We start from the raw sequence: 24,649 nt of genomic DNA on the forward strand, positions 1-24,649 counted from the left end.
TGAGGGGCACGGAGCGGGGCAAAAGCCCTGAAAACCGGCCCGAAAGTATCATTGGGATATGGTGTAATTGGCAACACTACGGTTTCTGGTACCGTCATTCTAGGTTCGAGTCCTGGTATCCCAGCTCTGGTTTGAGCGCCATTCCGGCCTCAAAACGGAACGGTTTCAACGGGTCCGCCGATTTGAAACCACAGCGCAGTGTGTGAAACAATCACTGAGCTTGACCAGCGGAAACGCTGGCAGGAAGTACACGGCCCCATCGTATAGCGGCCTAGTACGCCGCCCTCTCACGGCGGTAACGCGGGTTCGAATCCCGCTGGGGTCACCAACGGAAATGGTCCCGGGCAACAGCCCGGGGCCATTTTTCATTTCCCGGCGCGCGGAGCTTTGAGCTGGCATGATGTTGCTGTGACCATGTCCAACGAGCCCCACGATCACACGCAGCCGGAGCCGCGGACCGCCGAAGCGCTGGCGCTGCTGGAGGATGTGCGCAACGGGCTTGTGGACGTCGCCCTGCCGCTGGCACTTCCGGGAGCGGAGCAGGCCCGCCTCGAGGCTGCGAATGCGGTGACCCAGCTCGATGACTACATCCTTCCGCGCTACCGCAGCCTGGATGCTCCACTCCTCGCCGTCGTAGGAGGTTCCACCGGCGCGGGCAAATCGACCCTCGTCAACGCGCTCGTCGGCCACCCGGTAACCCGCGCGGGAGCGATCCGCCCCACAACCCGGCAGCCCATCCTGCTGCACAACCCGGCCGAGGCGCCCTGGTTCGAGGGGCAGCGCGTCCTGCCCGGCCTCAACCGGATCCGCGGCGCCCTCGCCGTGGCCCACGTTCCTTCCGCTATGGACGTGATCACGTCCGACGCAGCCCCGATGTCGTCGCTGGTACTGCTTGCCGACCCGTCGGTACCTGCCGGGATCGCCCTCCTCGACGCCCCCGACGTCGATTCCATTTCTGACGACAACAGGAAGCTGGCAGGGCAACTCCTGGCGGCCGCAGACCTCTGGATCTTCGTCACAACCGCCAACCGCTATGCCGACGCCGTCCCCTGGAAGCTGCTCCTGGATGCCGCCACCCGGGACATCATGGTGGCGGTGGTACTGGACCGGGTCCCGCCGGGTGCGGAGGCGGAGGTCAGCGAGGACCTCCGTGCACTTTTGGACAAGGAAGGGCTGGGGAGCGCACCGATGTTCGTCATCCCCGAGACCCCATTGGACTCCAGGGGCATGCTGCCGGAAGGAGCAGTCCGTCAGCTGAAGACCTGGCTGGACGAGCTGGCGGCCGATGCCGCGGGCCGGTCCGAGGTTGCCCGCCGGACCCTGAACGGGTCGGTCCGTGCCCTCTCCGGCCGGGTTGCCGCAATCGCCCAGGCGGCCCGCGAACAGGAGCGCGCTGCCGGGAGCCTGGAAGCCGACGCCGTGGCAGCCTACCGGCATGCAGCGGAGCGCATTCTGGACGCCACCCGGGACGGGGCACTCCTGCGCGGCGAAGTCCTGGCACGCTGGCAGGACTTCGTCGGCACCGGCGAATTCTTCCGGACCCTGGAACAGAACGTTGGACGGTTCCGGGACCGGCTGGGAGCCTTCTTCCGGGGCGAACCGGCGCCCGCCGTGCAGGTCGAGGCCGCCATCGAGACCGGTCTGCAGGCAGTGATTGTTGATGAAGCAGCCAATGCTGCCGAGGAAACTGACCAGCGCTGGCGCTCCCATCCGGCGGGACGGCAACTGCTGGGCACTGACGATCTTTCCGGCACCTCGCCGGGCTTCGCGGACCGCACTGCCGAGGAGATCCGTGCCTGGCAGGAGGCACTGATGGAACTCATCCGCACGGAGGGCCAGGGCAAGCGCACCCAGGCCCGCTGGTTGTCCTTCGGGATCAACGGACTGGGAGCGGCTCTAATGATTGTGGTGTTTTCGATGACCGCGGGACTGACCGGCCTGGAGATTGGTGTGGCAGGCGGGACCGCCGTCGTGGGCCAGCGGCTGCTGGAAGCGGTCTTCGGCGAGGATGCGGTCCGGCGCATGGCCGAAAAAGCCCGGGAGGACCTCGCAGCCCGCTGCCAGCGCCTGCTGGACGGGGAGCAGCAGAAGTTCCTGCTCCGGCTGCCTGCTGCCGGCGGAGTTGCCGAAGATGCCCTGCCGGCCCAGTCCGACGCCCTGGCCCGGCTGGCGGGCACCGCGTGAGCCGGCACAGCGACGCACGGGAGTCAACACGGCTGGACGGCCGGCTTCAGGCGCTCAACGACGCCCGGGAGCTGGGCGAAGGCGTCCTTCCCGATGAAACCCTGCAGGAAGTGCTCCGTGTCCTGGAACGGGCCAGTTCCCGCCGTTCACTGTCCGGGGACCACACTGTGGTGGGCTTCTTCGGGGCGACCGGCAGCGGCAAATCGTCCCTGTTCAACGCGGTCAGCGGCGCGGAAATCGCGACGGCGGCCGCCCGCCGCCCGACGACATCCGAGCCTCTGGCGGGGGTGTGGGGAGCGGAGGGCAGCGAGCCGCTGCTGGACTGGCTTGAGGTTCGCAACAGGCATCACGCTGCAGCGGTTGACGGCTTCGCCGATGAGGAAACCGGGCTGATCCTGCTGGACCTTCCGGACTTCGACTCCACCCGGCAAGCGAACCGCGAGACAGTGCAGCGGATGGTGGGCCTGGTGGACGTCCTTGTCTGGGTCCTGGATCCACAAAAGTACGCCGACGCAGCCGTCCATCACGGCTTCCTTGCCCCGCTTGCCTCCCACGGCGCCGTCACGCTCGTAGTTCTGAACCAGGTGGACCGGCTGCCCGAGCGGGACGTGCAGCCCGTGCTCGACTCCCTGCGCGGCATCCTGGCCCGCGACGGCCTCGCGGAGGTCCGGGTCCTCGCGTCCTCGGCCACGACGGGTGCCGGCGTTGCCGCCCTCCGCGCTGCCATCCGCAGCGTAGCCATGCAGCGCAAGGCACAGTCACAGCGGCTGGCTGCCGACATAGCCAAGGCAGCACAGGAGCTGCGGGCCGTGTCGGGGGAGGGGGAAGCGGCCGGCGTCCGCCCCGCATCAAAAAAACGGCTTGCTGATGAACTGGCAGTGGCGGCGAACGTGCCGGTGGTGGTGAGGGCGGTAGGCCAGTCCTACCGGCTGGAATCCGTGCGCCGGACCGGTTGGCCCGTCACCCGTTGGTTATCCCGGTTCCGGCCGGACCCGCTGCGCCGGCTCAACCTTCGCAGCAGCGCACCGGCAGAACTGAACCGGACATCACTGCCGCCGGCCGGCGCACCGGAGCGGGCCCGCACTGATGCGGCCGTCCGGGAATTTGCCGATGCAGCCAGTGCCGGCGCTCCCGGCCCCTGGCGCGCCGCCATCCGCGGCGCGGCCCGTGAGGGCAGGGAACGACTTCCTGATGCCCTGGACCAGGCCATTGCCGGAACGGACCTGGGTGCCAACCGCACATCCTGGTGGTGGGGCGTGTTCAACGTGGTGCAATGGCTGGCGCTGCTGACTGTCGTGGGCGGGCTCGGCTGGCTTGGCGTCCTGGCGGCGCTGGGCTATTTCCAGATGCCCGTACCGGAGGTGCCCCGGGTGGAAGGGTGGCCGGTCCCGACCCTGATGATCGCTTTGGGAGTGGTGCTGGGGATCTTCCTGGCCATCACCGGGCGCTTCATCGCCGCCGATGCAGGCCGCGCCCGGGCAGGCAAAGCACGGAAACGGCTCAACGCTGCCGTCGCTTCCGTGGCGCAGGAGTTCGTGGTGGAACCGGTGGACGTGAAGGTGAGCAGGCTCGGCGCCTTCAACGCCGCGCTGAAGAAGGCCTGGTCCGGGTAGCGCCCTGCTTCTGCTGTACGGGCTCCTGCGCTGTATTAAGGGCGGCAGCGGCGTCCCGGACCTTGACCAGGGTCCGCAGGTTGCGGGTGGTGGTGGCTGCCTTGAACCTGGCCTTGGCAGTGATCTTGCTGAACGGGCTGTCCAGCGTTCCGCCTGCCGGTGCCAGCCAGGCCAGGGCCTCGGGTCCCAGCCGCTTTTGCTCAGCGCCGTCGAGGGCCGCCCCTGCTGTCTCCAGTTCGTCCAGCACCGCTGTGTCCGAGGACAGGGTGATGTAGGTGTGCGTGGACCTGTCATCGTCGGGGTAAGGGCATGCTTCCACCAGTTCGGCTACCCTGCCCGCGTCAAGGACCACCACCCAGGCTTCGTAGCCGAAAGCGGCGCGCAGGCACTTTTCACATTCCCGCTTGACGGCGGCGGCACCGAGGCCGCTGGTCAGCACCACGTTTCCGCTGGCCAAAAGGGTCAGGGCATCCGGAAAACCGCAGGCCTTCAGGGCTTCCCTGAGGTCGGCCATTTTGATGTTGATGCCGCCCACATTGATGCCGCGGAGAAACACTGCGTAGCTGCCCATGGCCACAGCCTAGCGCCCGGGCTCCAGGAGGATGCCGTCAGTCGTTGTTCTTGCGCAGGGCTTCGGTGAGGATCCGCCCGGCGTTGCACACAACCTCGGCGTGGAGGCGGCCCGGCTGGCGGGTGAGCCGCTCGATCGGGCCCGAAATCGACACCGCGGCGATCACCCGGCCGGACGGGCCCCGCACCGGTGCCGAGACGGAGGCGACCCCCGGCTCGCGTTCGCCGAGGCTCTGGCCCCAGCCCCGCCGTCGTACGCCTGCCAGGACGGTGGGCGTAAAGCGTGCGGCCTGCAGGCCCTCGAGCAGGCGGTCGTGGTCTTCCCATGCGAGCAGGACCTGCGCCGCGGAGCCTGCCTTCATGGACAGCTGCGTGCCGACCGGAATGGTGTCCCGCAAGCCGATGGGGCGCTCGGCAGACGCGACGCAGACGCGCCAATCACCCTGGCGGCGGAAGATCTGCGCGCTCTCGCCCGTGGCATCGCGCAACTGCATGAGTACGGGTCCTGCAGAGGCAATCAGGCGGTCCTCGCCGGCGGCCGATGCCAGCTCCACCAGCCTGCTGCCGAGGACGAACCGCCCCTGGATATCGCGGCTGACCAGCCGGTGGTGGACGAGGGCCAGGGCCAGGCGATGGACGGTGGGCCGGGCCAGGCCGGTTGCCGCCACCAGCTGTGCCAGCGTGGTGGGGCCGGCCTCCAGTGCATCAAGCACCTGGGCCGCTTTATCAATGACACCGACTCCACTAGAATTGTCCATGTAATGATATTGCCGTCTCATTATCTGAGATGCAAATCTTTCGGCTGGCGCAGTATGGAGCCATGCTGATTCAGTTGAACCATTCAGCCAACAGCAGTGAAGGGAGATGGCCATGGCAAAGACATTGGCCGAGAAAGTCTGGGACGCACACGTGGTGCGCAAAGGCGACGGCGAAGGAGCCAACGCGCAGCCCGACCTTCTCTTCATCGACCTTCACCTGGTGCATGAGGTTACGTCCCCGCAGGCATTCGAAGGCCTGCGCCTGGCCGGGCGCAAGCTCCGCCGCCCGGACCTGACCATCGCCACGGAGGACCACAACACTCCGACCCTGGACATCGACAAGCCCATCGCCGACCTGACCAGCCGCACCCAGATCCAGACCCTGCGCAACAACTGCGCCGAGTTCGGCGTCCGGCTGCACAGCCTGGGCGACGCCGAACAGGGCATTGTGCACGTGGTGGGCCCCCAGCTGGGGCTCACGCAGCCGGGCATGACCGTGGTCTGTGGTGACTCCCACACCTCCACGCATGGCGCTTTTGGCGCGCTGGCCATGGGCATCGGCACCTCCGAGGTGGAGCACGTCATGGCCACCCAGACGCTCTCCCTGAAGCCGTTCAAGACCATGGCCATCAACGTGGAAGGGACCCTGCGTCCCGGCGTCACCGCTAAGGACATCATCCTGGCCGTCATCGCAAAGATCGGCACCGGCGGGGGCCAGGGCTACGTGCTCGAATACCGCGGCTCGGCGATCCGTGCTTTGTCCATGGATGCCCGGATGACCATCTGCAACATGTCGATCGAAGCCGGCGCCCGTGCCGGCCTCGTCGCGCCGGACCAGACGACGTACGACTACATGTACGGGCGCCCGCACGCGCCGCAGGGCGCGGAGTGGGACGCCGCCGTCGAATACTGGAACACCCTGCGCACCGACGACGACGCAACCTTCGACGTCGAAGTGGACCTGGACGCCGACACCCTGGAGCCGTTCGTCACCTGGGGCACCAACCCCGGCCAGGGCGTCTCCCTGTCCCAGTCCGTCCCGTCCCCGGAAGACTTCGGCGACGAGAACGCCAAGGCCGCCGCGGAGCGCGCCCTGCAGTACATGGGACTGGAGGCCGGCACCCCCATGAAGGACATCCGCGTTGACACGGTCTTCCTGGGTTCCTGCACCAACTCCCGGATGGAGGACCTCCGTGCTGCGGCGGACATCGTCCGCGGCCGCCAAAAGGACCCGAACATCCGCATGCTGGTGGTGCCCGGTTCGGCACGCGTGCGGCTCGAAGCCGAAGCCGAGGGCCTGGACAAGGTCTTCAAGGATTTCGGCGCCGAATGGCGTTTTGCCGGCTGCTCCATGTGCCTGGGCATGAACCCGGACCAGCTGGACGTGGGGGAGCGCTGTGCCTCCACCTCCAACCGCAACTTCGAAGGTCGCCAGGGCAAGGGCGGCCGCACCCACCTGGTTTCCCCGGTGGTGGCCGCAGCCACAGCAGTCCGCGGCACGCTCAGCTCGCCGTCGGACCTCGAACCCGCTCCCGAACCCGCAGCCATCCGCACCGACGCAGCCTAGGACACATCATGGAAAAGTTCACCAAGCACACCGGCATCGGCGTCCCGCTGCGCCAGAGCAACGTTGACACGGACCAGATCATCCCCGCGGTCTACCTCAAGCGCATTACCCGCACCGGTTTCGAGGATGCTCTGTTCTCCGCCTGGCGCAAGGACCCCTCCTTCATCCTGAACCAGGTGCCCTACACCACCGGCTCCGTCCTGGTGGCGGGACCGGACTTCGGCACCGGTTCCTCCCGGGAACACGCTGTGTGGGCCCTGAAGGACTACGGTTTCAAAGCCGTCCTCTCATCACGCTTTGCCGATATCTTCCGCGGCAACTCCGGAAAGCAGGGACTGCTGGCAGCGCAGGTTGCGCAGGATGACATCGAACTGATCTGGAAAGAGCTGGAAAACGCTCCCGGAACCGAAGTGACGGTGGACCTGGAGTCGAAAACGGTGGTGTGCGGCACAATCGTCGCACCGTTCGAGATCGACGACTACACCCGGTGGCGCCTGCTGGAAGGCCTGGACGACATTGGGCTCACCCTGCAGCATGAGGCGGACATCACGGCCTACGAAGCCACCCGCCCTGCCTTCAAGCCCAAGACCCTGCCCGCGCGGCTTTCCCAGCCGCACTGACGCGGGAATCGGCAGTACGCGGGCCCGCCACGCCCTGCCGGTGGGCCCGCGTATTTCGGTTCGGTAACGCGACCTCCTATGCTTGGTTGGAGCCTTTGCAAGGATTTGGGGGCGAGTAATCGTGAGGAAACCGGTATATGAGTAGTGTTCTGACAATCCGCGGCGGAGTCCCGCTTACAGGCCGCGTCAACGTCCGCGGGGCCAAGAATCTGGTCCCCAAGGCGATGGTGGCGGCGTTGCTGGGCAACGAACCGTCGGTGTTGCGGAACGTTCCGGAGATCAAGGACGTGGAGGTAGTCACCTCCCTCCTGCAGCTGCACGGCGTCACCGTGGAGAAGGACCCGGTAAACGGCGATCTCACCCTTGACCCCAAGGCTGCCAAGACGGCACCAAGTACGGCCATCGATGCGCACGCCGGCGACTCCCGGATCCCCATCCTGCTCTGCGGACCGCTGATCCACGCGATCGGCGAGGCGTTCATCCCCGACCTGGGCGGCTGCAAGATCGGCGACCGCCCCATTGACTACCACCTGGACGTCCTGCGCCAGTTCGGTGCCGTCGTGGAGAAGCGTCCCGGCGGAATCCACATTTCAGCACCCAAGGGTCTGCACGGAGCCAAGATCTCGCTGCCCTACCCGTCCGTGGGGGCCACCGAGCAGGTACTGCTCAGCGCCACCCGTGCCGAGGGCATCACCGAGCTGTCCGGTGCGGCCACCGAGCCCGAGATCATCGACCTCATTGCCGTGCTGCAGAAGATGGGCGCCATCATCAGCGTCCAGACGGACCGCACCATCAGGATCGAAGGCGTCCGCGACCTTGGGGGCTACAACCACCGGGCCCTTTCGGACCGCAACGAATCAGCGTCCTGGGCGTCCGCTGCGCTGGTCACGCGTGGAGACATCTTCGTCGAAGGAGCCTCGCAGCGGGACATGATGACCTTCCTGAACACTTACCGCAAGGTGGGCGGCGGAATGGACATCGGCGAGGACGGCATCCGCTTCTACCACCGGGGCGGCAAGCTCAACCCGCTGGTCCTGGAAACAGACGTGCACCCCGGTTTCATGACGGACTGGCAGCAGCCGCTCGTCGTGGCGCTTACGCAGGCCGAGGGAGTCTCCATCGTCCACGAAACGGTGTACGAAAACCGCTTCGGCTTCACAGACGCCCTCATCCGAATGGGTGCCAGCATCCAGGTCCACCGCGAGTGCCTCGGCAGCGTTCCCTGCAGGTTCGGGCAGCGCAACTTCCTGCATTCGGCAGTCATCTCCGGGCCCACCCAGCTCAAGGGAACCGACATCGACGTCCCTGACCTCCGCGGCGGCTTCAGCCACCTGATTGCCGCCCTGGCGGCCACCGGTACTTCGCGGGTAACGGGCATCGACATCATCAACCGCGGCTACGAGCGTTTCACCGAAAAGCTTGCCGGCCTGGGTGCTGACTTCGACATCACCACCACGAAGTAACGGGACGGACCGTGAAGGAATCTGCCAAGAGCAGGGCCACATTCGTGTTCATCGCCGGCGTCGTCCGCCCGCTGTTGACCCTCATGATGGGCAAGAAATGGGAGGGGATCGAGAAGCTTCCCGCCGGCGGCTTCATCGCCGCGCCCAATCACTGCACCGAGATAGACCCCCTCGTGGTGGGGCACATGCTCTACAACCAGAAGCGCGCGCCGCACTTCCTGGCCAAAGCAGCGCTCTTCAACGTGCCGGGCCTCGGCTGGCTCCTGCGGGCCACCAAGCAGGTGCCGGTGGAACGTTCGACGGCGGGAGCGAACCGCTCGCTGCAGGTCGCCCAGGAGATTGTCGCCGAAGGTGGGGCGATCATCATCTACCCTGAAGGCACGCTGACACGCGATCCGGACCTATGGCCCATGAAGGGGCATACGGGTGCAGCCAGGCTGGCCCTCGAAGGCGGGATCCCGGTGGTTCCCATCGCCCACTGGGGCGCACACGAGGTATTTCCCCGCTATGGCAAGCGGTTCCATATTTTCCCGCGCAAGCAGTCCAGGGTTGTGGTGGGTGATCCCGTGGACCTCAGTGCATTCTCCGGGCGGCCGCTGGACAAGGCCACGTTGTCGGCCGCCACGGACGCGATCATGGACGCCATCACCGGACTCCTGGCGGGGATCCGGGGCGAGGAGCCACCGGCAGAGCGCTGGGATCCGACCCGCCAGCAGCAGGCAAAGCACGGACGTTTCGTGGAGCGCGAGCAGCAGAAGCAGCAGCCCGGCAATGGGGCGGATGCTCAGTGACCTCCGGGAACATGACGGGCTCCGCCCGTTCCGTCGCCGTGCTCGGCGCGGGGTCCTGGGGTACCACGTTCGCGAAAATCCTCGGGGACGCCGCCATCGCGGCGGACACCACGCGTGCCATCCGGATCTGGGGGCGTCGCGATGAAGTGGTGGAGCAGATCAACAGCATCCACCGCAATCTTCAGTACCTGAAAGACATCGAACTTCCGGCAAGTATCACAGCCTCCTCCGACGTCCGGGATGTGCTCCAGGGAGCGGATCTGGTGGTCCTCGCGGTGCCGGCCCAGTCATTGCGGCCCCAACTGCGCGAATGGAAGGACATGATCGCCCCCGGCGCCATCGTCGTGTCCCTGATGAAGGGACTGGAGCTCGGCACTGACGCCCGCATGAGCGAGGTCATCAGCGAGGAACTCGCCCTGCCGGCTGAACGCATCGCCGTCGTCTCCGGCCCCAACCTCGCGATGGAAATCGCGCGGGAGGAGCCCACCGCATCGGTGGTGGCATGCGCCGATTCAGCGGTCGCCGGCTGGCTCGCCAGGACGTGCACGGCGCCGTATTTCCGGCCGTACACCACCTCAGACGTGGTGGGCGTCGAAATCGGTGGCATCGTCAAGAACGTCATCGCACTGGCCGTTGGCATCTGCGAGGGCAAGCAGATGGGCGACAACACCAAGGCTTCCGTCATCACGCGCGGACTGGCCGAAACCTCGCGGCTTGCACTGGCGCTGGGCGGGAACGCGAAAACCATGGCTGGCCTCGCCGGCCTCGGCGACCTCGTGGCCACCTGCTCATCACCGCTGTCGCGGAATCACACCGCAGGGCGGCTGCTGGGAGAAGGCCTTACGCTGGAGGAAGTGGGCCAGAAAATGACCCAGACTGCCGAAGGCATCAAGTCCGGCCAGGCCGTGCATGAGCTGGCAGGCAAGCTGGGCGTCGATATGCCCATCACGGCTGCCGTCGTGGCGGTGCTGGCCGGCAAGCTGTCTGTTGACCAACTGGGGCCCCTCCTGCTGTCCCGGGAACTGAAACCTGAAGGCGATTACTGACGATGTCCCCTGACAACCTGACTGCAGGAGTGCCGGCAAAGCCCCGGGTGGCCGTACTTTTCGGAGGCCGCTCCAGTGAACACGCCGTGAGCTGCGTAACGGCCGCCGGAGTGCTCGGCGCCATCAACAAAGACAAGTACGACGTCATTCCCATCGGGATTGCCAAGTCCGGACAGTGGGTGCTCGCCTCCACCGACACCGCGCAGTGGTCCCTGGCTGCGTCATCCCTCCCGGAGGTGGCGCCGTCTTCGGACACGGTGACCCTGGCCGAGATCGGCGGCGAACACCAGCTGATCGTGGCTTCGCCGAATGAAGTCCCCCGGGAACTGGGCGCCGTGGACGTGGTCTTCCCGCTGCTGCACGGACCCTTCGGGGAGGACGGCACCATCCAGGGGCTCCTGGAGCTTTCCGACACCCGTTACGTGGGTGCCGGTGTCCTGGCTTCCGCAGTGGGCATGGACAAGCACTTCATGAAGGTGGTCTTTGAGGCGGCCGGGCTCCAGGTCGGTCCCTATATCGCGGTGACTGACCGGCAGTGGCGCAAGGATCCGGAAGCCGTCCGCAAGCAGGTGGACCTGCTCGGGTTCCCCGTCTTCGTCAAGCCGGCACGGGCCGGATCGTCCATGGGAATTTCGAAGGTGGACTCCCTCGACCAACTGGATGCCGCCATCGAGGAAGCACGGCGGCACGACCTCAAGCTGGTCATCGAAGCCGGAATCGCCGGCCGTGAAATCGAGTGCGCCGTGCTGGAAGGCAGAGGCACGGACGCCCCCAGGACATCGATGCCGGGCGAGATCTCAGTGTCCGGTGGCAGCCACGAGTTCTACGACTTCAACGCAAAGTACGTGGAGGACGATGCTGCAGCGCTGAGCTGCCCCGCGGAGATTCCGGAGGAAGCCATCGCCAGGGTCCGCGAACTGGCGGCGGCCGCGTTTGACGCCGTCGGGGCCGAGGGCCTGAGCCGCGTCGACTTCTTCTATACGCCCGACGGCGACCTCATCATCAACGAGATCAACACCATGCCCGGCTTTACGCCCAAGAGCATGTATCCGCAGATGTGGGCAGCGTCCGGGCTGGGCTACGCCGACCTGATCGATGAACTCATCCACCTCGCCCTGAACCGGAAGACCGGACTGCGCTAAACAGGGGCCTCCCTACGGTTGAGGCCGGCGTAAAGACCCCGGCGGCCGGGCTGCGCCTACTGGCTCTGCGGCAGGTCCTGGAGTTCTTCCTGGCCCACGCAGTTCCGGGTGGCTGGCACCTTCCCGGCCGCCGTTGCGAGGTCTGCCAGCACCGTGGCGGAGCTGATCTTGTCCGGGTCCATCAGGATCTCGGTAGCAGGTTCACGGCCGTAGGTGGTCAGGGTCCACACCGGGTCGCCTTCCTTGATGACCCAGTCGATGCCATTGACCGTCACGCAGCGGTCGGTGGTGGGGCCGGGAACGTTGACGCCGCAGCGAAGGATGACCAGGGACGGGTCCCCCCAGGCCGCGGTGGCCTGGCTGTTCGTCTTCCGCAGGCGGGCATCCCCGATCGCGTCCGGCAATGCCACCATCATGGGTGCGCAGGCGGGATCCGCTGCATCTTTGGCGGCGGTGACATCCACCGCGGGAGAACACCCTGCCAACGAAGAGACGATGAACGCCGCTGCGAGGGCCGTTCGCATTTTCGTCATGCTGCCGGGATGTGGCTTGGACAGGAAGATGGGCATGACAACCATCATCTCCAGCCAGAGAGCCGCACGCCAATCTTCGCGGGTTGCTGGCTGCAGCCTGCTCTGCACGAACCTAAGGCGAACGCTGCCCCGCGCTCGACTGGACAACCTGCCGGCCGACAGGGCGATAAGCTGAAGAAACAATGACAAGAATAATTGACTCCGCCCCTCCGGCTGTGGAGGCCTCCCCACCGGTGAGGAGCCGCATACTGAAGGCAGCCAGTCTGCTGGGCGCCGCTTGTGTCCTGACAATGATCGCGTGGGGCCGGCTACCGACTTTGACCCGGGAGACCGTGTGGGCCGAGGACGGCGGAGTGTTCCTCCGGGACGTTTTGCGCGCTGGACACCTCCAAAGCATTTTTCTGCCTTATGACGGCTACTTGCACGTCCTGCCCAGGCTCCTGGCCAGCATCTCCCACGCCCTTGTTCCGTTGGAGGGCTACGCCATTGCCATGTCGCTGCTGAGTTGTGCTGTGGTGGCAGGGATATCAATTGGTGTTTTCCACTTGGCCCGCGTACTGACCGAATCAGTATCAGTCCGCCTCATGATCGCCGTAATTCCGATCCTGTTGCCGATTGGTCCGAACGAAGTCCTGGGAAATGCAGCCAATCTGCACTGGTACCTGCTGTGGCTGGCGCCCTGGCTCCTGCTGAAGAAGCCAGCCAACCCGGCGGCCGGTGCCGTGCTTTTCGTGCTTTCCTTCCTGACTGCAGCTAGCGAAATTATCAGCGGCATGTTCTTGCCCCTCGCTGTTTGGGTTGCTTGGAAGCGACGGAGCTACGCAGCACCCGCGGGACTGCTGCTCGGCCTGATTCTCCAAGTCCTGACAACCCTCGTCAACCCGAGGTTCAATGGGGCTGCACCTCCCACCGACGCAGTCGACAAATTGTCAGTCCTTATGGGATACGTGCTGCTGCCCATCGGATCGATCTGGCATCCGGACAGCAGGACCTTGGCATCTGGAATTGTGAACTTCGGTTCGTGGGTCCTTGTTATCCCGACTTTGCTGTTTATCGGGCTGCTGGCGTTTGTACTGGCAAAAGGCACCACAGTTCTGAAATTCGGGGCGGTGGTTGCCATTGCAGCTTCCGGATTGTGTTGGGCGGCATCAGTAGTTTTGAGCGGAAATACCATGTTCAACTACGCCGCTTATGCGGAATCAGATTGGGCCAACAGCTTTACGTACATACGCTATGCGGCTGCCCCTGGGATGTTCCTTCTCCTGCTGGTTCCACTGGCCATCGCCACTGCCGTGCAGAATGGGCACATCAGTCGCGGCAACGTCCCCTTCTTTGCGGGGATTTTCGTCATATTTCTTCTCATCAGCTACTTTCCCACTGCCACAACCCGTCAAACGGGCCCTGCGTGGGCACCGGGAGTAGACGCAGCCCGCACGGCCTGCAGCAACGACAGAGCTTTGGCCTCTGCAGTGGTGGTAGTCGCACCTGCTACCTGGAAGTTCGCGCAGGTCGAAATCGCTTGCCCGGAATTGCGAAGTAAGTGAAAGGTGTAACGGCCAAGCCCATGGGCTGGCTCCTGTGTTCCACTTCGCCTGACTAGCGCGTGGCCCGTGTCGGTTTCTTCTCCTTATAAGCTGGTTCCATCATGAATAACACTGCTGTTGCTGCGCCAGGCCACCGGCTAAATCCAGAGAAAAAGGCCAAACGGTCCTACCGTGTACGCAGTCTGAGGGCCGTGAGCGTGGCGGCGGCGGTGATAGGGCTAACCTTTGTGACGTGGTTCCGCCTTCCTGAAGTATCCCGCGGCACTCTTTGGGCCGAGGATGCCGCTGTTTTCCTGGCCGAGACAATATCCGTCGGGTCCTGGCAAAGCATCGTTGAGCCGTACGCGGGTTACCTTCACACGATTCCGCGGGTTGTATCTGCCATTGCCTACACAGCCGGCCCCATCGAGGCGTATGCGATGCTTGTTACTTTCCTCAGTTGCATGACGGTTGCAGCCATAGCAACAGGCACGTACTTTTTGTCCGGGCAGCTTTTCCAGCACAAAAGCTATCGCCTGATGGTGGCGCTCATCCCGGTCCTCATACCTGTTGGGCCGCTTGAAGTTTTGGGAAACGCGGCAAACCTCCATTGGTATCTGCTCTGGCTTTGCCCATGGCTGCTGATTTTTGAGCCCCGCACCTGGCCCGTGCGTGCCGTCCTTATTGTTGCCACGCTGGCAGCAGCCACGACTGAAATTATCGTAGGAATCTTCCTGCCATTGGCGATCTGGGAGATCGTCAAAAGGAAGAATTATGCCGCGCCGGCCGCGCTCATTCTTGGCATCGGCCTGCAGTTTCTCGCCACGGTCGCAAATCCGCGTTACTCCGAAGCTCCCCGTCTCGATTCGATGGACCCTTTGTCAGTCATCTACGGGTTCCTCCTGCAACCGGTCGGATCCATCTGGGAGACGGATGCGGACACGATGGCACTCAATGTTGTGACATTCGGCGGGTTTGCTGTGGCCATTCCCGTCATCGTCATTTGCGGATTGCTCGCGTACATCGTGGCGTACGGTCGGGCACAGTGGAAGGTGACTGCCTTGTATGCCCTCGCCGCCGCTGCATCCTGCTGGGCTGCCGCAACGGTACTCAATCCTTCACCGGAACTCGATTTCGCCAACTTTTCCAAAGAAGAGTGGCAGTCAAAATTCACGTTTTTCCGCTACGCGGCCGCACCCTCCATGTTCTTGCTCGCACTGGTTCCCATAGCCTGCGCAGTGGCGGAAGACAAAGGGGTGATCGGCACTAACAAGACCAAGTACCTCGCGCCTGTCCTGCTGGCGGTCTTTCTCTCCAACAGCTACCTGCAGGCTACGCCTGTCCGGCAAACCGGCCCCGAGTGGATGACAGGTGTCGAGACCGCTACCGTCCAGTGTGCCGCGGACCCGTCGCTGACTGAGGCGGTTATCCCCGTTACGCCGGCATACTGGCAGGTAGCTGTTCCTTGCAGGCTCCTACCGGGCAAGTAGCTAAGCCGACTCGGGGCCTCAATGTCGGTGCCGCGCTGTAGCGTAGTGCCGTGCCAGAAAAGCCGATAAGCAGCAGTGAACAGACCCGCACTGACGGGACATCCGCAGGCCAGGCCGGCCCGGACGGGTCCGGACCGGGACAGCCGCCGGCCGTGGCAGACCTCTCCGAAGCCGAACTGCTGGCCCGGATCTTTCCCCGGCTTTCCATGGCAGGGGCCCACTCCGCAGCCACCCTCCTTGGCCCGGGGGACGACGCCGCCGTGGTGGCTGCCCCTGACGGAAAGACTGTCATCAGCATTGACACCCAGGTTGAAGACCAGGACTTCCGCCTTCGCTGGTCCAATGGTTACCGCACCACCGGCTTTGACGTGGGGTGGAAAGCGGCAGCGCAAAACCTGAGCGACATCAACGCCATGGGGGCAACGGCAACGTCCATGGTGGTCAGCCTCACCTTGCCGCCGGACACTCCCGTCAGCTGGGTTGAAGGCGTGGCGGACGGCCTTACAGCGGGCATCAGGGAACTCGGGGCGGACAGCTGCTCGGTGGCGGGCGGCGACCTGGGCCGCGGGCGCGAAATCTCTGTCACCGTGGCCGTGGTGGGCACCCTTCATGGGGGAGAGGCGGTCCTCCGCTCCGGCGCGCGCCCGGGTGACATCCTGGCGCTGGCAGGCACTGCCGGGCATGCCGCCGCAGGCCTGGCCCTTCTTGAATCCCCCATGAACGTGGAACTCCTCGCCCCGGAGCAGCGCGTCTTCCTTGACCTCCAGTGCCGGCCGCGGCCACCGCTCGCCGCAGGGCCGGCCGCCAGGGAAGCCGGAGCGACAGCCATGCTGGACGTTTCGGACGGACTGCTGCGCGATGCCCGGCGCATGGCGGTTGCCAGCAATGTCGGCATCGACCTCGACCCCGGACACTTGGCGCGCCTGGCAGCGGTGTTGCATCCGGCAGCGGAGCTGCTGGGCATGGACGCAGCGGAATGGGTGTTGGGCGGCGGCGAGGACCACGGACTCCTCGCCACATTCCCGCCGGGCTTCCAGCTGCCTGCGGGATTCACTGCGATAGGCTCGGTACAAGCACTGGGAATCGATGAAGGCCCGGGCGTCATGATTGCGGGCCGGTCCGCGGACACCGGGGGATGGGATCACTTTGCACACTAAGGTTGCCGCCAACGCGCAAGCGATGAAGAGGTGGTTGGGCAAGGCTGAGACTGCCCTGGGCAACCACAGCGACCGCCTGAATGCCATCAATATCTTCCCGGTGGCGGATGGGGACACAGGAACCAACCTCTACCTGACGGTACGTGCCGCGGCCCGGGCCCTTGCCACCAGCGGAGACCAGCCGGTCCAGATGGACGTCGGCGCCGTGCTGGCCACAGCCGGCCAGGCCGCCCTCGAAGAGGCAAGGGGAAATTCCGGCACGCTGTTCTCTGTGTTCCTGTGCGCCGCTGCCGAACCGCTCGCGGGCCATACCCGGCTGACGTCCACACTGTTGGCGGCAGCCCTGAACCGGGCCCAGATCCGTGCCTGGTCCGCCCTCAGCGACCCCGTTCCAGGCACCATGCTTTCCGTGATGGAAGCTGCGGCACGCGCAGCAGCGGCCGTGGATGCCGGGCAAAACGGAGATGACAGCAACCACGCCCTGGGCCTTGTGCTGGACGCCGCCGTCGAAGCGGCACTCACGGCCGTCATCCACACCGAGGACCAGCTTGACGCACTCACCAGCGCGCATGTGGTGGACGCCGGCGGAGTGGGAATGCTCCTGATCCTTGACTGCCTGCGCTCCGCTGTACTGGGCGAGGAACTGCAGAGCGAACTCCTTGACGGCCTCCACGGTTATGACGTCGCCGATCCGCACATCCACACCGACATGCCGGACGACGACGGTGTGGAGGTCATGTGCACCATCAGCCTTTCACCCCTGAATGCCGCCACACTACGGCAACGGCTGGACGAGATCGGCGAGTCGGTCATCATGAGCCAGGTGGGGAGCGGCATGGATGCCGACGGGAACTACCGGTGGCGGGTGCACGTCCACGTCCCCGACCCCGACCCCGCGGTCGCTATCATCAGATCCCTGGGGGAACCCTCCCAGATCAGCATCAGCGAACTCGCGCTGCCGCGTGATCCGGACACGGACGCAGTGAACTCCAGTGGGCATGAACGCTGAGCTGGACCTGGGCCTGGAACGCCGCATGGGAAAACGTTCCGCCGCCGTCATCGAGAAGCACCTGGGCATCACCACGGTGGAAGAACTGCTGAACTACTTTCCCCGCCGGTACCTGACCCGCGGTGAATTGACGCCGATCAGCGAAATCCCGCGCGATGAGGAGGTCACCCTGATCGCCCGGGTCCTGTCCAGCAGCACCCGCACCATGCGGGCGCGCCGCGGCAGCATCACCGACGTCGTGGTTTCGGACGACGACGGCAAGGCAGGCCTCAGGGTGGTAGGCGGGACGGATTACCGGGGCAAGGTCCCCGGGACGCTCAAGATCAGCTTTTTCAACGGATACCGGGCCAAGGCCGAACTGCTGCAGGGACGCCGTGCACTGTTCTCCGGCAAGGTCACCAGCTTCAACGGTGTCCTGGGCCTCACGAACCCCGATTTCCATGTCCTGGATGAGGACCCGTTCAGCGACGGCGGCCAGGATCCGGAGAAGCTGGCGGCCATGCCTATTCCGGTGTATCCCGCCACCGCCAAACTTCCCAGCTGGAAGATCCAGAAGGTCATTACAACACTGCTTGAGACCGTGGACCTCGCTTCGCTTCCGGACCCGGTGCCGCCCAAGGTTGCCGAGCGGGAGAAGTTCCTGTCCCTGGCCCAGGCCTACCGGCTCATCCATGCGCCGGAGACTGCCGCAGACTGGAAGCGGGCCCGGGAACGGCTCCGGTACCACGAAGCCCTGGTCCTGCAGTCCGCGCTCGCCCGGCGCCGGGCCCAACTCGCCTCGGAAGAAGCCACTGCCCGCCGGCCGGTGGCAGACGGGGTCCGGGCCGCTTTCGACAGAAGCCTTCCCTTCACGCTCACAGACGGGCAGGCCGCCGTCGGGAAGACGCTCGCCGCGGAACTGGCCCAGGATACCCCCATGAACCGGCTGCTGCAGGGGGAGGTGGGCTCGGGCAAGACGGTGGTGGCTCTGCGGGCCATGCTGCAGGTGGTTGACGCGGGGGGCCAGGCGGCGCTCCTGGCACCCACGGAAGTCCTCGCCGCCCAGCATTATGACTCAATTCGCCGCACCCTCGGACCGCTCTCCCGGGACGGCCTGCTCGGCGGGCTTGCCGGACCGGATGGCGCATCCGTCCAGGTCACCCTCCTCACCGGGTCCATGCCCACCGCGGCGCGCAAGCAGGCCATGCTGGACGCGGCGTCCGGGACGGCAGGCATTGTGATCGGCACCCACGCCCTGCTCAGCGACAATGTGTCCTTCTACGATCTTGGACTGATCGTGGTGGACGAGCAGCACCGGTTCGGCGTGGAGCAGCGCGATGCCCTTCGTGCCAAGGCCCGAAAGCCCCCGCACCTGCTGGTCATGACTGCCACGCCCATTCCCCGCACTGTTGCCATGACCGTCTTCGGTGACCTGGAGACATCCACCCTCGACGAGCTGCCGAAGGGCAGGGCTCCCATCACCACGCATCTGGTGGGCCTCCCCGAGAACCCGGCCTGGGCCGGGCGCATCTGGGCCCGCGCCCGCGAGGAGATTGACGCAGGTCACCAGGTGTACGTCGTCTGCCCCAAAATCGGCACGGACGACGACGGCGATTTCAGCCCCGGCGAAGCCGAACCGCCCGGCCTCGAGTCGGACGACGCGTCACGCGAACTCGCATCGGTGGCTGCCGTCGTCGAGCACCTTTCGACCGAACCGTCCCTCGCCGGCGTCCCGCTGGCTCCGCTCCACGGGCGCCAGGATCCTGAGGTCAAGTCCGCCACCATGGCAGGGTTCGTCGGCAACAGCGTCAAACTGCTGGTGTCCACCACGGTGATCGAGGTGGGTGTCGACGTGCATAACGCAACGCTTATGGTGATCCTGGATGCCGACCGGTTTGGCATCTCCCAGCTGCACCAGCTCCGGGGGCGCGTGGGCCGCGGCGGCCTGCCCGGAACATGCCTGCTGGTCACGGCCCTGGAGCCCGCTCATCCCAGCCGGCGAAGGCTGGAGGCAGTGGCTGCGACCACGGACGGGTTCATCCTTTCGCAGGAGGACCTGAAGCTGCGTCGTGAGGGTGACATCCTCGGTGCCTCCCAGTCCGGCGGGCGTTCCACCCTGAAACTGCTGCGTGTTCTGGAACACGAGGACGTCATCGCCCGGGCCCGGGAGGACGCGCAGGACATCGTGGGGAAGGATCCCTTCCTGTCCAGCCACCCGGAACTCGCGGATGCCATTGATAAGTACCTCAACCCGGAGAAGGAGGCGTTCCTTGAGCGCGGTTAAGCAGGAGGCCGCAGTGCGCGGCAATGGATTCAGGTGGAGCACATGACCAGGATCGTCGCGGGTGCCGCCGGCGGCACCCCTCTGTCAGCGGTCCCGGGCTCCCTGACGCGGCCCACTACCGACCGGGTAAAGGAGGCCCTTTTCTCCCGCCTTGACGCCTTTGACGTCGTCGCAGGCGCCCGCGTGCTCGATCTCTACGCCGGGTCGGGTTCGCTGGGGGTGGAGAGCGGCAGCCGTGGAGCCCGGACGGTGGAACTCGTGGAGTCTGACGCCAAGGCCAGCGCTGTCTGCCAGCGGAACGCCGACCTCATCAATGGCGTCCTCGGCCGCAAAGCCGTCACGGTGCACCGTTCCAAGGTCGAGCCGTTTCTGGACCGCGCGGCGCCCGACGATACCTGGGACCTCGTATTCCTTGACCCGCCGTATCCGCTGGAGGAGGAGGCGCTGGCCGCCGTCCTCCAGAAGCTTTCCGCCCACCTGGCACCGGCGGCGGTGGTGGTGGTGGAACGCTCGTCCCGTTCCCCTGAACCGCAATGGCCCGACGCCCTGGCACGGTTCGCGGAAAAGAAATACGGCGAAACCAGGCTGTGGTTCGCGGAGCCCTTCGTCCCCGACGCCATCGACAGAGATGACGTTCCGCCGGTGGCAGAACCGGAAGGATCCGGGTACTAGCCCCGGCCGGGGGAGCCACCCCGGCAGGGCCACATTCCACACGGTTATCCCGCCAGCGGGTCCAAATCCACTCCTGCCAGCACTTTTGCCGGGTGCGGGCCGCGGGCGACGAGTTCCGCCGACCACTCCTCCGGCCACGGCACCTGCGTTCCGGCCAGGATGATATTGCCCGGATAGCGTCCCTGGAACATCCCTGCTTCGGCAAAGGCGGCCACATCAGCCATCGCCTGCCGCATCGCCGCCACCTGGCTGCGGACCAGCGTCAGGCCCGGCTCGTCGCCCACATTGACCACCAGCACGCCCCGCGGGCCAAGCCGTGCCCGCACCTCCCGGTAGAACTCCGCACTGGCAATATGGGCCGGGGCCTCGGGCCCGGAAAAGATGTCCAGGATCACGACGTCGAACATCAGGCCGGGGTCGAGCTCACCGAGTGCCTCCCGGGCGTCGCCCGTGATGGTCCGCAGGTCCGTTCCCTCCGGAAGCGGAAGCTGGCGCAGGACAAAGTCCAGCAGCTCACGCTCCAGCTCCACTGCGTACTGCTGCGACCCAGGCCGGGTGGCCTGGATGTAGCGCGCCAGCGTCAGCGCCCCTGCCCCGAGATGGAGTGCCTTCACAGGGACTCCGGGAGGCGCTGCGAGATCCACCAGATGCCCGATCCGCCGGAGGTATTCGTAGAAGATCTCTTCGGGGTGGGCAAGATTTACGTGCGACTGCTCGGAACCGCCGATGCTGAGCACATAGCTGCCCTCGGTGAACGCGTCCGGTTCGATGGAGGCATGCTGGCCCGTGGTCTGCAGGAACCGTGCCGCGTGCCCCTGGCTCCTGGTGGCCATCAGAGCCTTCCGCTGAGCGTGGCAAGCCGTTCCGCGGCCTCTTCAAGAACTTCGGTCCTTTTGCAGAAGGCGAAACGGAGCAGGCTGCGCGTCCTGGCGGCGCCCTCCGGATGGCAGAACACCGGGACCGGGATTGCGGCCACGCCAACCAGGGCCGGAAGCCGCCTGGCCAGGTCAACGGAGTCTTCGATGCCCAGAGGGGCGGTGTCCACATTGATGAAGTACGTGCCCTGCGGGGAAAACACATCAAACCCGGCGGCGGCCAGTCCCTGGCGGAGGATGTTGCGCTTATGCTCCAGGTCCGCGGCGATGCCCGTGTAAAAAGCGTCTGGCAGTGCCAGCCCCGCAGCGATGGCTGCCTGGAACGGCGTCCCGGAGCTGTAGGTGAGGAATTGCTTCACGGTGCGGGCAGCAGCCACGAGCTCCGCGGGACCTGAGAGCCAGCCGATTTTCCAGCCGGTGAGGGAAAAGGTCTTTCCGGCGGATGAGATGGTGATGGTCCGCTCCGCTGCGCCAGGCAGGCATGCCACCGGCAGATGCGAAACACCGAACGTGAGGTGTTCATAGACTTCATCGGTGATGATGATGCTGCCGTGTTTCCGGGCGAGGTCCACCACGCGCTGAAGCACGTTCCGGGGAAAGACCGCACCGGTCGGGTTGTGCGGATTGTTCAGCAGCACCACGCGGGTCCGTTCGCTGAAGGCAGCCTCAAGGGCTGCCATGTCCGGCTGGAAGTCCGGGGCAAGCAGCGGCGCCGTCACGTGGGTGGCGCCGGCGAGGCCGATCACTGCTCCGTAGGAATCGTAGAAGGGTTCAAAGGTCAGCACCTCGTCGCCGGGACCGGCAAACGCGAGAAGGGCTGCTGCGATACCTTCCGTGGCGCCGGTGGTGACGATGACCTCTGTGTCCGGGTTCAACGTGAGCCCATAAAAGCGCTCCTGGTGCGCGGCGACGGCTTCGCGCAGCTGCGGGAGGCCTTTGCCGGGCGCGTACTGGTTTGCTCCGGCAGAAATCGCGGCACGGGCTGCCTCCCGGATCTCCAGCGGCCCGTCCTCGTCGGGAAAGCCCTGGCCGAGGTTGATGGCGCCGGTCTGGAGGGCCAAACCGGTCATCTCTTCGAAGATGGTGACACCCAGGCTGCCGTCGGGTGCCAGGAGGTTGGCGCCCAGCGCGGCGCGCTGCCAGGGAGCAGGAGCCAGGGGCGGGGAAAGTTCCCGTGGAGGATGCATCCAGTCATGGTATCCCGGGCTTTTCATGGGGTAGGTTCGGAGCATGAGACGAGCTGTCTGCCCAGGATCCTTCGACCCCATCCACAACGGCCATCTTGAAGTCATCGCACGGGCGGCCGGACTCTTTGACGAAGTCATCGTCGCGATTTCCACCAATTACGCCAAAAAGTACAGGTTCACCCTGGACGAGCGGCTGGAGATGGCACGCGAGACCCTCGCTTCGCTCAAAGGCATCGTGGTTGAGCCGGTGGGGGAGGGCCTGCTGGCCGAATATTGCCGCCAGCGCGGTGTGTCGGCCATCGTCAAGGGGCTTCGGTCGTCCTCGGATTTTGACTACGAGCTGCCTATGGCCACCATGAACCGGCAGCTGAGCGGCGTGGAAACAGTCTTCCTGCCGGCCGAGGCCCACTATGTCCACCTGTCCTCCACCCTGATCAAAGAGGTGGCAGCCCTTGGCGGCAGCGTGTCTGAGTACGTCCCAAGATCCGTCCAACGGAGGATGCTGACTGGCGAGCCTGCACAGGATCAGCTGCCGAGGCGGTAGGCTGGTCCGGTACTTCGGCGCCGCCGGCCGCCGGTTTGAGTCCCCGTGACTCTTCAGGCTAAGATGGTACGTCGGTCATATGTTCAACAGGAGTTCTCATTAAAAGAGATGCTGGTTCGCCCTTGGCGTTCGACGTCAAGGACCTCGGGCGCAGCCCGGGAAGCATGCGGACACTGAAGGAACATGTACCCGCACCAAGTGACCTTGGTGTGGCGCTCATTGGTGTTCAGGAAGGCTCGGATGTCGAGCTGGATCTGAGGCTTGAGGCCGTACACGAAGGAATTCTGGTATCAGGAACCGTCCTCACGGAAGTAACCGGTGAGTGCGGTCGATGCCTGGATCCCCTTGCGTATGACCTTGAGGTCAATGTGCAAGAACTTTTCTTCTATGAAGGTGTTGAGCTTTCGGACGAAGAAGATGATGAAGAGCAACGTCGAGTCGAGCACGATGTAATCGATCTTGAACCGGTGTTGCGGGACGCGGTTGTCACCAACCTGCCGTTCCAGCCGGTGTGCCGGGAAGACTGCCAGGGTCTTTGCTCCGAATGTGGAGTTCGCCTGGAAGACGAGCCGGGGCACCACCACGAGGTCTTGGATCCTCGCTGGGCTGCCCTAGCTGATATGGCTAAGCCTGACCGGCAAAATTGATTTGTACGTGTTTGTCTAGAGAGAAATGAGTTAGCCGTGGCTGTTCCCAAGCGGAAAATGTCTCGCTCGAATACCCGCGCCCGCCGCTCGCAGTGGAAGGCGACCGCCCCCCACCTGGTGAAGACCGTTGAGAACGGCCAGGTTACTTACAGCCTGCCGCACCAGGCTAAGGTCGTTACCGACTCTGCTGGCACTGCGCTGTTCCTTGAGTACAAGGGCCGCAAGGTCGCTGACGTCTAATCGGCCACTAAGGCTGACCTGATGTCTTCAACTGAAGAGCTTCTGAAGCGTCTCGGTGTCACTATTGACGCCGGGACGCTTCGTCTTGCGCTCACGCACCGTTCGTACGCCTACGAAAACGGCGGCATTCCCACGAATGAGCGGCTGGAATTCCTCGGCGACTCCATCCTGGGTTTCTCCGTTACTGATGCCCTCTACCGGGACAACCCGGACCTTCCCGAGGGAGACCTGGCAAAGCGCCGCTCAGCCGTGGTCAGCACACGCGCGCTGGCAAACATTGGACGCAGCCTTGGAATTGGCGACTACATCTACCTTGGGCAGGGCGAGAAGCTCACCGAAGGCAAGAACAAGGCGTCCATCCTGGCCGACACCATGGAGGCGCTGATCGGTGCCACCTATGTGTCAAACGATATCGAGACCGCACGCCAGCTTGTCATGAGGCTCATCGGGCCCCTGCTGAAGGACGCGGCCGTGCTCGGTGCGGGGACAGACTGGAAAACCAGCATCCAGGAGCTTGCCGCCAGCCGCCAGCTGGGCACCATCCACTACGCTGTGGACGGTGCGGGTCCGGACCATGCCCGGACTTTCACGGCAGTCCTGAACATCGGTGGCAAGCCTTGCGGCAAGGGCTCCGGACACTCCAAGAAGGAAGCCGAGCAGGAAGCCGCAGCCGATGCCTGGCGCGTCCTTTCCGGAACAGGTCCTTCCGACGCATCCGGCAAGTCCACCGGTTCCGTAGCAGCCAAGTAGGCGCC

At 65.1% G+C, this 24,649-nt stretch carries 23 protein-coding genes and 2 tRNA genes; 20 read left to right on the top strand and 5 right to left on the bottom strand.

All coding sequences use genetic code 11. The features are described from left to right. The first annotated feature begins 52 nt into the window (after positions 1-52). The 4 genes from AC5RWA_RS17245 (at position 53) to AC5RWA_RS17260 (ending at position 3,797) form a co-directional block, all read left to right on the top strand. A tRNA-Gln gene (locus AC5RWA_RS17245) sits at positions 53-124 on the top strand. A 128-nt stretch (positions 125-252) separates the two neighbouring features. Further along, a tRNA-Glu gene (locus tag AC5RWA_RS17250) sits at positions 253-328 on the top strand. A gap of 86 nt (positions 329-414) precedes the next feature. Continuing rightward, a complete protein-coding gene (locus tag AC5RWA_RS17255; RefSeq protein ID WP_494058527.1) occupies positions 415-2,184 on the top strand; it encodes a dynamin family protein in 1,770 nt (589 codons plus the stop codon). After that, a complete protein-coding gene (locus AC5RWA_RS17260; protein WP_494058470.1) occupies positions 2,181-3,797 on the top strand; it encodes a GTPase in 1,617 nt (538 codons plus the stop codon). The genes AC5RWA_RS17255 and AC5RWA_RS17260 overlap by 4 nt, the downstream gene beginning before the upstream one ends. Here the strand turns inward: AC5RWA_RS17260 and AC5RWA_RS17265 are convergent. Continuing rightward, the gene (locus tag AC5RWA_RS17265; RefSeq protein WP_494058471.1) at positions 3,763-4,368 is read right to left on the bottom strand and encodes a DUF1697 domain-containing protein; all 606 of its coding nucleotides are present in this window, start codon (positions 4,366-4,368) and stop codon (positions 3,763-3,765) included. The two genes, AC5RWA_RS17260 and AC5RWA_RS17265, sit on opposite strands and share 35 nt — an antisense overlap. A gap of 37 nt (positions 4,369-4,405) precedes the next feature. Beyond that, positions 4,406-5,125, bottom strand: a complete 720-nt coding sequence (locus AC5RWA_RS17270) for an IclR family transcriptional regulator (RefSeq protein ID WP_058266868.1) — start codon at positions 5,123-5,125, stop codon at positions 4,406-4,408. 112 nt (positions 5,126-5,237) lie between these two features. On the opposite strand from AC5RWA_RS17270, the gene leuC reads away from it, so the two are divergent. From leuC to AC5RWA_RS17300, 6 genes are all read left to right on the top strand, one after another. Continuing rightward, positions 5,238-6,692 carry a 3-isopropylmalate dehydratase large subunit gene (gene leuC, locus AC5RWA_RS17275; protein WP_079598976.1) on the top strand — a complete coding sequence of 485 codons (1,455 nt, stop codon included), beginning with the start codon at positions 5,238-5,240 and terminating at the stop codon, positions 6,690-6,692. 8 nt (positions 6,693-6,700) lie between these two features. After that, the gene (gene leuD / locus AC5RWA_RS17280) at positions 6,701-7,312 is read left to right on the top strand and encodes a 3-isopropylmalate dehydratase small subunit (protein WP_494058472.1); all 612 of its coding nucleotides are present in this window, start codon (positions 6,701-6,703) and stop codon (positions 7,310-7,312) included. A gap of 137 nt (positions 7,313-7,449) precedes the next feature. Next, on the top strand, positions 7,450-8,775 hold the full coding sequence (gene murA, locus AC5RWA_RS17285) for a UDP-N-acetylglucosamine 1-carboxyvinyltransferase (RefSeq protein WP_115525569.1): 1,326 nt from the start codon (positions 7,450-7,452) through the stop codon (positions 8,773-8,775). A gap of 11 nt (positions 8,776-8,786) precedes the next feature. Next, complete coding sequence (locus tag AC5RWA_RS17290; protein WP_079598939.1) at positions 8,787-9,566, top strand: lysophospholipid acyltransferase family protein; 780 nt, start codon at positions 8,787-8,789, stop codon at positions 9,564-9,566. Between the two features lie 11 nt (positions 9,567-9,577). Continuing rightward, on the top strand, positions 9,578-10,612 hold the full coding sequence (locus AC5RWA_RS17295) for an NAD(P)H-dependent glycerol-3-phosphate dehydrogenase (RefSeq protein WP_494058528.1): 1,035 nt from the start codon (positions 9,578-9,580) through the stop codon (positions 10,610-10,612). 2 nt (positions 10,613-10,614) lie between these two features. Beyond that, the gene (locus AC5RWA_RS17300; protein ID WP_079598940.1) at positions 10,615-11,754 is read left to right on the top strand and encodes a D-alanine--D-alanine ligase family protein; all 1,140 of its coding nucleotides are present in this window, start codon (positions 10,615-10,617) and stop codon (positions 11,752-11,754) included. Positions 11,755-11,810: 56 nt separating this feature from the next. On the opposite strand, the gene AC5RWA_RS17305 is transcribed toward AC5RWA_RS17300, so the two are convergent. Next, positions 11,811-12,287, bottom strand: coding sequence for a DUF3515 domain-containing protein (locus AC5RWA_RS17305; protein WP_494058473.1), 477 nt, complete (start codon positions 12,285-12,287; stop codon positions 11,811-11,813). A 353-nt stretch (positions 12,288-12,640) separates the two neighbouring features. On the opposite strand from AC5RWA_RS17305, the gene AC5RWA_RS17310 reads away from it, so the two are divergent. The 6 genes from AC5RWA_RS17310 to rsmD all read left to right on the top strand — a co-directional run bounded on the left by AC5RWA_RS17310 (position 12,641) and on the right by rsmD (position 20,401). After that, positions 12,641-13,831 (top strand): hypothetical protein, encoded by a 1,191-nt coding sequence (locus AC5RWA_RS17310; protein WP_494058474.1) that lies wholly within the window; start codon positions 12,641-12,643, stop codon positions 13,829-13,831. Between the two features lie 101 nt (positions 13,832-13,932). Continuing rightward, complete coding sequence (locus AC5RWA_RS17315) at positions 13,933-15,300, top strand: hypothetical protein (RefSeq protein WP_494058475.1); 1,368 nt, start codon at positions 13,933-13,935, stop codon at positions 15,298-15,300. A gap of 206 nt (positions 15,301-15,506) precedes the next feature. Continuing rightward, positions 15,507-16,457, top strand: a complete 951-nt coding sequence (gene thiL / locus AC5RWA_RS17320; protein WP_494058529.1) for a thiamine-phosphate kinase — start codon at positions 15,507-15,509, stop codon at positions 16,455-16,457. A 22-nt stretch (positions 16,458-16,479) separates the two neighbouring features. Continuing rightward, positions 16,480-17,466: a DAK2 domain-containing protein gene (locus tag AC5RWA_RS17325; protein ID WP_079598944.1), complete on the top strand. Its 987-nt coding sequence runs from the start codon at positions 16,480-16,482 to the stop codon at positions 17,464-17,466. Further along, entirely contained in the window at positions 17,456-19,729 is a 2,274-nt protein-coding gene (locus AC5RWA_RS17330; protein ID WP_494058476.1) for an ATP-dependent DNA helicase RecG, read from the top strand. The genes AC5RWA_RS17325 and AC5RWA_RS17330 overlap by 11 nt, the downstream gene beginning before the upstream one ends. A gap of 42 nt (positions 19,730-19,771) precedes the next feature. After that, positions 19,772-20,401, top strand: coding sequence for a 16S rRNA (guanine(966)-N(2))-methyltransferase RsmD (gene rsmD, locus AC5RWA_RS17335; protein WP_494058477.1), 630 nt, complete (start codon positions 19,772-19,774; stop codon positions 20,399-20,401). A gap of 44 nt (positions 20,402-20,445) precedes the next feature. Here rsmD and AC5RWA_RS17340 read toward each other — a convergent pair whose 3' ends face one another. Together AC5RWA_RS17340 and AC5RWA_RS17345 are read right to left on the bottom strand one after the other, a co-directional pair. After that, complete coding sequence (locus AC5RWA_RS17340) at positions 20,446-21,234, bottom strand: spermidine synthase (RefSeq protein WP_494058478.1); 789 nt, start codon at positions 21,232-21,234, stop codon at positions 20,446-20,448. Further along, on the bottom strand, positions 21,234-22,463 hold the full coding sequence (locus tag AC5RWA_RS17345; protein ID WP_494058479.1) for an aminotransferase class I/II-fold pyridoxal phosphate-dependent enzyme: 1,230 nt from the start codon (positions 22,461-22,463) through the stop codon (positions 21,234-21,236). Before AC5RWA_RS17345 ends, AC5RWA_RS17340 begins: the two co-directional genes overlap by 1 nt. A 43-nt stretch (positions 22,464-22,506) precedes the next feature. Between AC5RWA_RS17345 and coaD the strand changes: the two genes are divergently transcribed. From coaD to rnc, 4 genes are all read left to right on the top strand, one after another. Further along, positions 22,507-23,007 carry a pantetheine-phosphate adenylyltransferase gene (gene coaD / locus AC5RWA_RS17350; RefSeq protein WP_079598947.1) on the top strand — a complete coding sequence of 167 codons (501 nt, stop codon included), beginning with the start codon at positions 22,507-22,509 and terminating at the stop codon, positions 23,005-23,007. A 122-nt stretch (positions 23,008-23,129) separates the two neighbouring features. Beyond that, complete coding sequence (locus tag AC5RWA_RS17355) at positions 23,130-23,654, top strand: YceD family protein (protein WP_115525561.1); 525 nt, start codon at positions 23,130-23,132, stop codon at positions 23,652-23,654. A 36-nt stretch (positions 23,655-23,690) separates the two neighbouring features. Next, positions 23,691-23,894, top strand: a complete 204-nt coding sequence (gene rpmF, locus AC5RWA_RS17360; protein ID WP_009356569.1) for a 50S ribosomal protein L32 — start codon at positions 23,691-23,693, stop codon at positions 23,892-23,894. A 21-nt stretch (positions 23,895-23,915) separates the two neighbouring features. Further along, positions 23,916-24,644, top strand: a complete 729-nt coding sequence (rnc, locus tag AC5RWA_RS17365) for a ribonuclease III (RefSeq protein WP_115525560.1) — start codon at positions 23,916-23,918, stop codon at positions 24,642-24,644. Positions 24,645-24,649: the final 5 nt, after the last annotated feature.

It is taken from the genome of Arthrobacter sp. 210 2 (assembly GCF_059093025.1).